The sequence below is a fragment of the Erwinia sp. MYb416 genome (assembly GCF_037479575.1).
Lineage (GTDB): Bacteria > Pseudomonadota > Gammaproteobacteria > Enterobacterales > Enterobacteriaceae > Erwinia > Erwinia rhapontici.
Genome location: NZ_JBBGYT010000438.1, coordinates 1,721,200 through 1,733,203, shown reverse-complemented (window position 1 = coordinate 1,733,203; position 12,004 = coordinate 1,721,200). Strand labels below are relative to the sequence as shown.

The window sequence follows — 12,004 nt, the reverse complement described above, 5'->3', positions numbered from 1 at the left end:
CTGTCGGCAAAGCCTGTGGTCATCACGTCGGCATCAGTCCCTGACGCAGCAACCCGGCGCTCTGCTGTAGCCACGGTGCCGGGCTTCGCCCAATCAACACGTACTGGTAACCTCCCGCGTGCCACCAGGCCAGATTCATGCCTTGGCGCTGTTCGCCCAGCACCGGGGTGGCACTGTTATGATCCTCGCGGGAAACACACAGCGCCATCGGGCCATACGCACTGTGCTCCCAGGCAATCTGCACAATGCGGGTATCGTCATAGCGCAGCAGGCGCACGCTTTTTAACTCAGCGTCCTGCAGCATGAGCTGTTGCGCGTTGAGATGCAGGCCCATCGTCTGTGCCGTTCTGGCCAGTGAGCGGTCGATCACCGCTGCGGTGCTGTCCACATCCACCAACGTTTCCGGACTGTAGAGCGACATATACTGCGATTCAAGATCGCGGATTTTCTCGCTTTCACGGCGTGAGCGGTTATCCGGGCGCACGAAGTAGCCGAAACCGGAACCGATCACCAGGAAACTCAGTGACGCAGCAATCAGCGCACGGCGGCTGACCTGAGTGCTTACCACGGGCGGCGTTGCCGGGGTTTGCGCCAGCAGACGCTCCAGGTTTGCGTGCAGGCGTGCGCTGGGTGCGGCCTCCAGCAGGGGGTCGAAAGCCTCGGCAAACGGCTGGTTGCTTTTCATCAGTTCGGCGGTGCGGGCCGCCAGCGGTTGATCGCGCTTTAACTGTTGCTCAAAGGCCTGAGCCTCTTCCGCATCCATTTCTGCGTCCAGCCACGCGACTATCGCCTCATCGCTGTAAGGGGGACAAAAACGTTCTCTGTTCACCGGCGTTTCTCCTGTGCAGGCGCTGAGGTTGTCGCACGGGACAACGTGGCTCTTGCCGCTGCCAGACGGCTCATGATGGTGCCAATCGGCACGGACAGCGTGTCAGCAGCTTCCTGATAGGTAAACCCTTCTACATACACCAGAAACACCGCATTACGCTGAGCCTCCGGCAGCCTTTCCACGCGCTGCATCACTTGCTGATACTGCATACGGTCCTCTTCGTGTGACCAGGTATCTGCTGCGTGCAAATCCTCACTGTCGACAAATCCCTGGCCAAGCCGCACGCGCCGGGCGCGCAGATCGTTGACCCACACCGAGTGCAACAAGGTGAACAGCCAGCGGTCGATGCGTGTTCCTGGCGTAAACTGGGCGCTGCGTTCCAGCGCCCGTACACAGGTGGTTTGTACCAGTTCTTCGGCCACATCACGATTACGTGACAGCACCATCCCGTAACGCCATAAGCGTTCAAGATGGGCAGCCAGATGGTTTCGGACTTCACTACGGGTGATTTTTCTACCCTCCACACGGATTCATCATCAGGATTCAGGGTGACCGTTAATCGCTGCCTGCAAATCCCGATACTCTTCACAGTTCACACCGCACAAGGTCTTGATGGTAGCGAGCTGCTCACGGGCCAGATCGGGACGTCCTTTGATCATCCAGGCTTCACCCAGGTATTCACGCACTTTGGCATAGCGCGGATCCAGCGCTACCGAGCGTTGATAATAGCCGATCCCTTCATCGGTGCGCCCTAATTTGCGTGTGGCGTAGCCGCGATAGTTCCAGGCTTCACGGGTATCCGGATTTTTCAGGGTATCCAGCAGGTTAAGTGCTGACTGATACTCCCCTTTTTTCGCCAGATGATAAGCATAACGGGTTTTATCATCATCGCTGAGACGGCTGGTTTTCTCGGGTACACACTGCTTGCTGCCGCTGTCATACACCTGGCCTTTCGGGCAATCCGGGGTTTTGCTTTCACTGCTGCTGTCGCCCATGGACAGAGCCAGGGGCGCATACAACGTCAGTAACAGTGCAGGCAGGATTATCGTTAATTTTTTCATGATGTTAGCCTTATTGGGATGATGAGGAACGACGTGCGGGCAGCATACGGCGCAGCACGTTATCGCGCAGAACATAGTGGTGGAACAGAGCAGCCAGCGCGTGAGCGCAGGCAAGGATAATCAGCGCCCAGGCCACGTTATCGTGCCAGCCGCCGATCTGATGACGCAGTGACGGATCGACTGCGATCCAGGCCGGAATATCAAACAGGCCAAAAAAGCTGAACGGCTCCTGCTGTGCCCAGCGGAACAGAAATCCCAGAGAGATTTGTGCAAACAGCAGCAGATACAGCGCTCCGTGCATGGCATGCGCCAGGATGCGCGTCGGTCGCGACCCGGCCACGGGTGGCATGGCAAAACGCGCCTGTCGCTGGCTGTAGAGACGCCATAACGGCCGCACAATCATCACCAGTGCCAACAAAATGCCGCAGGAGATATGTACGGACTGCAACCCTTTACGCAGCGGCGTGCCACGCGCCAGCAGTTCCCAGATATGGGCAGAAGCAAAAAGGAAAATGACGCTGGCGGCAGTGATCCAGTGCAGCGTCAGGGCAAAGGTGTCATAGCGCTGACGCAGCGGGAGAGAGGTGTGAGACATGGCGATCGGTTTCCTGTCACAGGGGAAGATGATCGGTTAACGTCTCAGGGCGGGTTTCTATTCGAAAAAAAACAAATTTTTATTTCAGTGCGGTTTCTGGGGCCAGTAATGCAGAAAAATAATGGGGGCACGGAGTGGCTGACCTTCTTTTCCGGTCAGCCAGTCGCCTGGACCTGGACCGTTTAGCAAACCCTCAGCACGGGCCGATCGGAAAAAATGATCGGCCCCTACGAAAGAGAGCAATGCGTCGGGGTTTTAGGACTCACAGCACACACCAGATTTGAAGCTAAACTATCAGCCACGCTGAGTAGCGATCCGTTCTGCTCTTCATGTTATTGTTAAATGAACAAAGTTCACAGGGAGTGAAGTTACATGGCAATAAAAACACTAAGCGTAGTTCTCTTATTATCAATAAGTTATTAGAGCAACGCTGTTGATTCATATATCGACACACCTACGCAAAAAGCATCAGAACTGGTAAAGGAATATGCAATTACTGATGATGAAGCTGATAAGAAATCGGCATTAGAAGGCTTGCGTTTACTTTCGGAACAAAATCCAAAAAATGTGAACGTGATCAGGATATATTCGAGCGTGTTATCGTCAAAAGGTGAATATAGTCAGGCTGCCACCCTGCTTCACGTCTTTAATCAACAAAACAACTACCCTTCATTGATTTTAAATGAGTGCATGTTAAAAGACAGGATGGGAAACTATGATTCAGCGTGTTACAGCCATTTCATTTCATTAAAACAATAGCACGATGTTAAATCGTGCAGCAGCAACGCCTGTCAGAATACGAAGCCTGTTTTAACAACAGGCTTACCCTTCTCAGGATTTCGTTTTAGCCACTTCGGCGGTGAACTCATTGGCGCAGGCAAAACCCCGCAACCCGCCGACCAGCACGGACATCAGCTGTGTCCCAACCTGCTTTTCCGTCAGGCCCACGGTGTTTAACAGGTCGAAGATTTCACGCGGGTCAAACAGGATATTCCACAGGAATACCGCTTTATCGCCGATATCAGGCAGTTCCATCTCCGCCATCGCTTCACGCAGCGGCGGACGCAGGGCATCCGCCTGAACCAGCAGGTATTCCGCCCCTTCCCATAAACGTTCCAGATAACCACGGCGGTTACGCATCGGCACCATCGCCGCGCCGCGCTCGCGCACCAGCTTGATCCAGTAGCGGCTCACCTTCTCCAGCTTCAGCAAACCAGCGCACTGCTGGTTCTGACTGTAATCCAGCAGCAGTTGCCCCACTTCCTGGCGATAGGTGTTCAGCACTTCTTCAACCGATGTGAACTGGCGATAAGCCGTGGCGACAGAAACGCCCGCTTCCGTCGCAATCTCCGTCATACTGATCGGCGTTTCAGATCGCTCGAACAGCCTTGCCGCAGCCTGGATCCATTGTGGCTTTTACATCCCGGTACATGGGTTAATTCAGTCCTGCAAGGCCGCGTCGAAGGCGACGAATCCCTTCGCTAATGGCGTCGCTGCCTGCCGCATAAGAAAGGCGCAGATGCCCTTCTCCCGCCGCGCCAAACTCGCTGCCGGGCCGCACGGCAATTCCCTGTTCACGCAGCAGCGCCACCATATCAATCGCCGGGATCGGCAACGAATAAGAAGGGAAACAGTAAAAAGCGCCTTCCGGTTCATTCAGGGTCAGTTCAGGGATGGTCGCCAGGCCTTCCATCATCAGCACGCGGCGTTCACGGTAGACATTATACATTCGTTTTACGTCATCCTTACACTCGGTCAGCGCCACCAGCGCGGCCCGCTGTACCGCACTGTTTACGGAACCATTCACCGTATTGTGCACGCGTGCGGCGGCGGAAATCATCTCTGCGGGGCCGGAAAGATAGCCGACGCGCCATCCCGTCATGGCATAGCTTTTAGAGAAAGTCTGACAGAATAACGTGCGCCCGGCAAAGGCAGGCACCTGTAATACCGAGGTGAAAGGACGATTGGTGAAGACCAGATCGCTGTAAGCTTCATCCGCAATCACTAACGTATTATGGCGATTCACCAGGCGGCCCAGCGCTGCAATCTCTTCGGCGCTGTGAACAATGCCAGTCGGATTGCCAGGGTTACTGCAGATCGGCACGGCACGGCATCGGAACGCAAATCCCTCCGGCCATATTCACCAGGTCGGCATAGAGCGAATAGGGGGGGTCCGGGATCACCACACGATCCCCCGGATTCACAATCGAGAGAATCGCCGCGGCCAGCCCGGCGGTGCCGCCGTGCGTGACCAGGATTTCGCCCGCTTTCACCGGGTTGCCGCTCTGCGCGGACACGTCGTCAGCCAGCGCCTGGCATAGTGCTTTATCGCCAAGCAGCGGCGCATAATGGGTATAACCCGTTTGCAACGCCTCAACGGCGGCCTGGATAATGCGTGGCGGAGTGTCAAAATCCGGTTCCCCCATCGCCAGCGAAATCATATCGCTGTTGGATGCAGGCTGCTGCACACGCAGAGAGGTCCGTTCGATACGCAGCACGGCTTCAGCCGCTGTAAATAATTTAGAAGACATCATTCACCTATTCGTCAAAGTTAACGGGACTGTTCACGTTCTGCCAGGCAGTCTGCGGGCGCATTTTTCCAGCGGCTCAGCTCAATATCGCCGGACACATCACGCAGCAACGTCGGTGCAACAATCAGTTCTTCAATTACCGTGCGTGCAGGCAGAGCAGCACACAGCAGGATGGCTTCTGCCACGTCTTCCGGCTGCACCATATGGTCACGCACGCTCTGTGACGGTGGATTAGCGCGGTTATCCATAATCGGCGTGTTCACTTCACCGGGGAGAATGCAGGTGGCGCGAATGCCGTCATTGCGGAAGGTGTTGTGCAGATAGGTCATAAAGTTACGCACTGCCGCTTTTGCCGCGCCGTATGCCGCGCCCCCCAGCAGATTAGGCCGCAGCGCAGCCAGCGAAGAAACGGTGATAATGGTGCCGTTGTTACGCGCCAGCATTCCGGGCAGCAGCGCCTGCGTTAGCAGGAAAACGGCTTTCATATTGACGTCCTGCACCTCGTTCCACTCGGCTTCATCTATCCAGCGGGCATTCAGCGTTTTGCTGGCGCTCCCGGCGTTATTCACCAGGATTTCAACTACCCCCACTTCAGCCTGCGCCCAGGCAACCAGGGCCTCGACCTCGCTCTTTTTGGTGATATCTGTCGCCCGCACCCAGACCTCTCCGCCGTGCTGGCGCAGCGTGGCGGCCACCTCCTCCAGCACCGCCTGCCTGCGCCCGACCAGCACCACGCGGGCACCGCGCCGGGCAAATCCGGCGGCGGTTGCTGCACCGATACCGCTGCCCGCACCGGTCACGATCACCACTTTTCCTGCTAAATTATCCATGCTCAGTCCCTCTTCAGTTCATCAGGGTTGACGCCGTAATCACGTATCGCGCCCGCCCGGGTAATGTAGCCTTCCTGCAAGTCCCACAGGATGGCCTGTTTATCGCGCTGGTGAACCGGCATTTTTCCGCCGCCGCCGGGCATCTGAATAGTAATTTCATCCCCCGGTAACACGTCATGCCGCCCCACCGGTTTTGCCAGCGATTCGCCGTTAATCGCCACGTAATTGCATGCGCCTGCCGCGGCGCCCAGCACCCCTTCTGCGGCGTGTTTCTGGCGCGAATAGAACATGCTGTGCGTCAGCGTATGTTGGCTGGTATTGCGGATCACCATGCGCTGCGCCACACCGCCGCGATAGCGCCCGGCGCCGCCGGAATCCGGCACAATGGCTTTTTGCATAAACAGCAGCGGCGTGGTGGACTCCATCAGTTCAACGGGCGTGGACGACATGTTGCCCGGGAACCCGGTGACAATGCCGTCGGCGGAGGGACGCGCTCCGGTGCCGCCATTGACGCACAGGCTTTCAACAAAGCGACGACCATCGTCAAACTGCCCGGCGAACACGTCACAGGTCACCGGCGCGCTGCCGGAGTGCCCCATCACCCGCTCAGGCATAATCCCGGAGAGCGCCGTAAAGATGGCCGCGTGTGCCATATGCCCGACGCGGTTGCGCATCTCAACGGCACAGGGTGGACGCGCATTGGCAATCGAGCCTTCCGGCGCGGTAACGGTGATGGACTTAAAGCAGCCCTCGTTGTTGGGCAGATGCGGTTCAAGCAGACATTTCAGAGGATAGACGCTATAGGCGTAAGTAAAGGACATCGGGCAGTTGCTGCCGAACAGCGATTCTGCCGACGAGCCGGCATAATCAATGGTGATATTGCTACCCGCCACGATCACTGCCACATTCAGGTGAATATCACCCTCGAAATCACCGATGTCGACCGCGGCTTCATAGCGCCCGTCGGGGACCGCCTCAATCGCTTTGCGCATCGCATTTTCGGTCAGGGCATGAATCTTCTCTGCCAGCGGGGTGACGGACTCCAGCTGGAGGTCGTCCATCAGACCAAGCAGCCCGTTGGCCCCAATCTGGTTCGCTGCCAGCATCGCGTGCAGGTCGCCTTCCACCTGGTCGGGTGAGCGCACATTGGCGAGGAACAGGTCCAGCAACTGCTGGTTGACCTGACCTTCGATCATCAGTTTGCTCGGTGGGATCAGGAATCCTTCTTCGTACATATCACGCGACGACCCCATATTCAGTGAGCCGCCAATATCGGACATATGCGCGGCCGCGCCGGTAAAGGCCACCAGCCTGCCGCCACGAAACACCGGGGTTACCACAGTGACATCATTCAGGTGCCCGGTGCCCAGCCATGGATCGTTGGTGATCAGACTGTCACCCGGTTTTAACGTCTCCGCCGGGAATTTCGCCAGCAGATGGCGAACTGTGGCGGGCAGCGTGCCGATAAACACCGGGACGCTGGTTTTCGGTTGTGCCAGAGAGCTGCCGCTGGCATCCATCAGCAGACAGGAGTAGTCGCCGACTTCACGAATAATGCTGGAAAACGCCATGTTCACCAGCGTTGCCGCCGCCTCTTCAGAGATACTGACCAGACGATCCCAGGTGATCCTCAGGCTAATCGGATCATCGAGAAAACGCAGGTTATCGGGGGTCGCTATCGTCATCAGTTCAGCTCCATCAAAATATTACCTTGTTCATCCAGCTGCGCAGACGCCCCTGGCCCGACATAAATGGCGCACTCTTTTTCCTGCAGCAGCGCAGGCCCATCAATGTTCACTCCGGCGATCAGCAGGCTGCGGGGGATCACGCGACAAACGCTGAAGCCCTGTTTGCGTCCAAGGTAAACCCGCAGGCTTTTTTCTCGTGCATCCGGTTCAGGATGGGTGACGCGATCGCTGGTATTCAGTTTTGGCGGCGTGGTCTGCACATGACCGCGCCAGTTGACCACTTCGACGCCCTGTCCCGGCAGCGTGCGGCCAAAACGCGCCAGATGTGCGGCTTCAAACGCATCAATCAGCGCCTGGACATCGCCCTGTTGCAGGAAGCGATCGGGCAGCGTTACCGTCAGTTCAGATCCCTGGCCGACATAACGCACCCCGGCCATTTTCCGCTGGAGGGGCGCACTCGCCGGATCGGCGATGGCGGCGGCCAGCGTGGTCATGGCTTCATCGAAGCCTTCCGCAAACACTGCATGAATACGGGCAACATCCATGCCCGGTAACAGACGACAGCGGTCACTGCGAACGAAGTCGGCACTCGGCGGTGCGGTCAGCAGGCCAAAGGCGGAATAAACCCCTGCACCGTTGGGGAAAAAGACCCGTTTCACATCCAGCTGCTTCGCCAGCGACCAGGCATGGCTGGGTCCGGCACCGCCAAAGGCCAGCATCGTCATCTGTGACGGGCTGACGTTCTTCTCCACGCAGTGCGTGCGCAGTGCTTCGGACATTTTGCTGTTCGCCACTTCATGAATGCCCCAGGCCGCATCTTCAATCGTCAGGCCCAGAGGATCGGCGATGCGCTGAATCGCCTGACGTGCCGCCTCAACATTCAAAGGCATCCGTCCCCCGAGAAACGCATCAGGATCGAGCAGCCCCAGCACCAGGTTGGCATCCGTCACCGTGGGCTGCTCGCCGCCGCGTGCATAACAGGCCGGGCCAGGCCAGGCACTGGCGCTTTCCGGGCCGATCTCCAGCAAACCGAGTGAATCCACACGCGCAATGCTGCCGCCCCCGGCACCGATCTCAATCATGTCTACCACGGGTAGTTTGACGGGCAAGCCGCTGCCTTTCAGCAAACGGTCGGCACGGCCTACTTCATAATCGGTGGTAATCGAGGGTTCGCCCTGCCGTACCACGCAGGCCTTGGCAGTGGTGCCACCCATATCGAAGGCCAGCACTCTGTTTTCCTGATTCTTGCGGGCAAACGCCGCCGTGGCGACAATGCCTCCGGCCGGGCCGGACTCAATGATGCGCGTCGGATAATCAGCTGCCACCTGGGGCGCCATCAGACCGCCATTCGATCCCATCACCAGCCAGTCGCAGATAAAGCCCCCTTCGCGCAGCTTGTTTTCCAGCCGCGCCATATAGCGGCGTGCTTTGGGCTGGACAAAGGCATTCATTGCTGTCAGAACGCCACGGTCGTATTCACGGATTTCACGGGACACTTTGTGTGACACCGAAATAGAGACGCCCGGCAGTTCACGGCTGAGGATCGCCTCAATGCGGTTTTCATGGTCGGGCCAGGCATAGGCATGCATACAGAGCACCGCGACTGCTTCGTACTGCTGCGCACGCAGTTCGCCCGCGAGTCTCACCACTTCAGCTTCGTTCAGCGGCAGGATGACGTCGCCCCGCGCCGTAACGCGCTCGGTAATTTCATACGCCTGAGAGCGCGGCAGCAGAGGCTGAGCCGGTGCACCATTGAGATCATAAATGTCATAACGGTATTCCCGCCCCAGCACCAGCACATCGCGGAAGCCGCGCGTCACCACCAGGGCGGTTTTCGCGCCACGGCGCTCCAGCAGCGCATTAATTGCCAGAGTAGTGCCGTGGGTGATGGCGTGTATATCAGCGGCCTGTAACCCCGCCATCTCCACCAGTTGAGTCAGCCCGGTGTAAGCGCCTTCGGAAGGGTCTTCCGGCGTCGTCAGGGTTTTATGGCGCAGGGCATCACCCGTCACATCATTCAGAAGCACCAGATCGGTGAAGGTGCCACCAATATCAAACCCTATCCGCCAGGGGGATGCGTTTTTCATTATTAACCTCGAAATCCAGAGAGTTGGCTTAGTGCTGCTTACTCAGCTCTGAGCGGCTGGCCTGCTGTTTCTTTCAAATAGAGTGCGCTGATCAGGGTCAGTGCGGCGGTGAAGATCACCATATAACTCGGAATGCTGGCGATGCCGGTCATGCCGATTAACCAGGTCATCAGTAACGGTGCCGACCCGCCAAAAATCACGGTGGAGAGGTTGAAGCCGATGCTGTACGCGCTGTAGCGCACATTGGTCGGGAACATTTCAGCCAGCGTGGCCTGAATCACCCCGGCATGCCCGGCAAAGGCGAACGCCAGCAACATCGACGCCATACAGGCCAGCGGCAGCATCCCCAGCGTCAACAGCCAGAAACAGGGCCAGGCCAGCACAGCCATCGCAATGGCGGAAGCAATCAACAGCGGTCGACGGCCGAGGCGGTCAGAGAGCCACGCCATTAACGGAATGGCACCAACGATGGTAAGCAGACCGCAGGCGGTGACCATCAGGCTTTGGATCTGGGTGAAATGCATCACCTTGTTGAGATAGGTCGGCATATAGACGAACAGGATGTAGTAACCGGGACCGTTCACCGCCGGAAGCGTGATCGCCAGCCCAATCGCTTTCAGATGGCGCTTAGAAGACAGCACCTCGCGGATCGGGTTACGTACCACCCGTTTGCTGGCCTTCACCATCTGAAAGTGAGGTGTATCTTCAATGCGGGTACGAATATAGACACCGATCAAGGCCATCGGGATAGCCAGCAGGAACGGCACGCGCCACAGTCCGTTATTCACCGCATCAATGCCAAACACATTGATCAGTCCGCTGATCAGCAGGCTGCCAAACAGCAAGGCAATAAACGATCCCATCACCAGCGGTGACATCACCACGGCACGCCGATGGTCTTCCGCATATTCCGCCACAAAGGAACCGGCACCCGAGACTTCTCCCCCGGCGGAGAACCCCTGCACAATACGCAGCAGGATCAGTAACGCCGGAGCGGCCCAACCGATGCTGTTATAGTCAGGCAGTAAACCAATGGCGGCTGTCGCGAGGGAAATCATCAGTAACAGGATCGCCAGCAGTTTCTGACGCCCTATTCTGTCGCCCAGATAGCCACAGATCACGCCACCGAAGGGACGAACAATAAAACTCACCGTAAAGCCGACATAGGTCAGCATCAGTCCGGCATCCGTAGTGTTCATATCACTGGCGGAGAAAACCAGCACCAGCGAGCTGACCAGCAGGCCATAGATGCCGTAGTCATACCATTCCACAAAGGAGCCAACGCCACCGGCAAGCGATGCGCGGCGCACGACATTGTTTTTTGTTTCCCCATCCTTTGGCAAAGCGTAATCCATTGTCATTGCATGTGATTTCGTCATTGTTTTGCCCTGGCAGTCTGTGTATTTACCCGGTTGTTACCCCTGAACGGGGACGTTTATTTACCGATAATTCTGTGTGACTTCCGCCGTCATGGCCGCTTCACGGCGCGCCACTTCCTGCACGGCAACCAGCACCGCTTCGGCGCGCCAGAAAGGGATAACGATAATGCCGTCGGCATCACCCACCACAATGTCCCCAGCGCTGCACACCACGCCGCCGATGGCTACGGGTTCACCAATTACGCCAGGGCCATTTTTATACGGCCCGGCAGGTGTTGTGCCACGGCAGAAGGTGGGTAATCCCGTTGACTCAATCACCTTGCGGTCGCGGACGGCACCATCAATCACCTGAGCAACGGCCCCGGCATGCTGGAAGCGCTGGGTAAGCTGTTCCCCGACCAGCGCACGGTCAGTGTGGCCCAGTCCGTTAATCATCATCACGTCACCCGGCTGGATGTGATCCAGAGAGAGAATGACGGCGGCGTTATCCCCGGCAGTGACCAGCACAGGAAAAGCAAAGCCGACGAAGTCGGTATTGCTGCTGACAGGCACGATGCCCGCATCACACATACTCAGTCTTTCCATCGCATCGCCAATATTGGCGACAGGGAATGCGGCAAAGGCAGAAAGCCATTTTCTGTCCGGGCGTTCCCAGGACGAAGAAATACGCACATCGGCAGTTTCAAGCGACATAATCGGTAACCTTTAAAATGAAAAACCCGTATCAAGTGAGAATCTTTTATCACTTTAAAAAATACGATGACAATCATTTTTTTAACAGAATATTCATATTTTAAATTATGGTAAAAACAGACTAACCAGAAATCACGCCCAGGGTTAAACTTATAAAATACTGTTTTTTAATAACTAAAATGGAAGGTGTGCGGCACGACACGTTGTGAAGAAAGGTTGGGTTTTATTAAAAAAATGCGTAGCAACGCGAATATATGACTTTCTTATGCTGACTTTTGAAGTGACGCACAAAAATAGTGCTTAGCGAGGGA

The 12,004-nt window shown here is 56.8% G+C and carries 12 protein-coding genes; all 12 read right to left on the bottom strand.

The window, feature by feature from the left end:
• Positions 1–22: 22 nt before the first annotated feature.
• The 12 genes from WH277_RS17825 to WH277_RS17770 all read right to left on the bottom strand — a co-directional run bounded on the left by WH277_RS17825 (position 23) and on the right by WH277_RS17770 (position 11,693).
• Positions 23–829 carry an anti-sigma factor family protein gene (locus tag WH277_RS17825; protein WP_339506114.1) on the bottom strand — a complete coding sequence of 269 codons (807 nt, stop codon included), beginning with the start codon at positions 827–829 and terminating at the stop codon, positions 23–25.
• A complete protein-coding gene (locus WH277_RS17820; protein ID WP_133846522.1) occupies positions 826–1,353 on the bottom strand; it encodes a sigma-70 family RNA polymerase sigma factor in 528 nt (175 codons plus the stop codon). The genes WH277_RS17825 and WH277_RS17820 overlap by 4 nt, the downstream gene beginning before the upstream one ends.
• A 12-nt stretch (positions 1,354–1,365) precedes the next feature.
• A complete protein-coding gene (locus WH277_RS17815) occupies positions 1,366–1,890 on the bottom strand; it encodes a tetratricopeptide repeat protein (RefSeq protein ID WP_133846521.1) in 525 nt (174 codons plus the stop codon).
• Between the two features lie 10 nt (positions 1,891–1,900).
• Positions 1,901–2,485, bottom strand: coding sequence for a cytochrome b (locus tag WH277_RS17810; RefSeq protein ID WP_259150036.1), 585 nt, complete (start codon positions 2,483–2,485; stop codon positions 1,901–1,903).
• An 831-nt stretch (positions 2,486–3,316) separates the two neighbouring features.
• Entirely contained in the window at positions 3,317–3,889 is a 573-nt protein-coding gene (locus WH277_RS17805) for a TetR/AcrR family transcriptional regulator (RefSeq protein ID WP_339506403.1), read from the bottom strand.
• 31 nt (positions 3,890–3,920) lie between these two features.
• Positions 3,921–4,589, bottom strand: coding sequence for a pyridoxal phosphate-dependent aminotransferase (locus WH277_RS17800; RefSeq protein WP_339506110.1), 669 nt, complete (start codon positions 4,587–4,589; stop codon positions 3,921–3,923).
• Positions 4,573–5,019: an aminotransferase class I/II-fold pyridoxal phosphate-dependent enzyme gene (locus tag WH277_RS17795; RefSeq protein WP_339506108.1), complete on the bottom strand. Its 447-nt coding sequence runs from the start codon at positions 5,017–5,019 to the stop codon at positions 4,573–4,575. The genes WH277_RS17800 and WH277_RS17795 overlap by 17 nt, the downstream gene beginning before the upstream one ends.
• A gap of 17 nt (positions 5,020–5,036) precedes the next feature.
• Positions 5,037–5,846 carry an SDR family oxidoreductase gene (locus WH277_RS17790; protein WP_133846517.1) on the bottom strand — a complete coding sequence of 270 codons (810 nt, stop codon included), beginning with the start codon at positions 5,844–5,846 and terminating at the stop codon, positions 5,037–5,039.
• A 2-nt stretch (positions 5,847–5,848) separates the two neighbouring features.
• Positions 5,849–7,531 (bottom strand): hydantoinase B/oxoprolinase family protein, encoded by a 1,683-nt coding sequence (locus WH277_RS17785; protein ID WP_133846516.1) that lies wholly within the window; start codon positions 7,529–7,531, stop codon positions 5,849–5,851.
• Positions 7,531–9,621: a hydantoinase/oxoprolinase family protein gene (locus tag WH277_RS17780; RefSeq protein WP_133846515.1), complete on the bottom strand. Its 2,091-nt coding sequence runs from the start codon at positions 9,619–9,621 to the stop codon at positions 7,531–7,533. The genes WH277_RS17785 and WH277_RS17780 overlap by 1 nt, the downstream gene beginning before the upstream one ends.
• A 38-nt stretch (positions 9,622–9,659) precedes the next feature.
• Positions 9,660–11,000 (bottom strand): MFS transporter, encoded by a 1,341-nt coding sequence (locus WH277_RS17775; protein ID WP_133846514.1) that lies wholly within the window; start codon positions 10,998–11,000, stop codon positions 9,660–9,662.
• A gap of 60 nt (positions 11,001–11,060) precedes the next feature.
• Entirely contained in the window at positions 11,061–11,693 is a 633-nt protein-coding gene (locus WH277_RS17770) for an RraA family protein (RefSeq protein ID WP_133846513.1), read from the bottom strand.
• Positions 11,694–12,004: the final 311 nt, after the last annotated feature.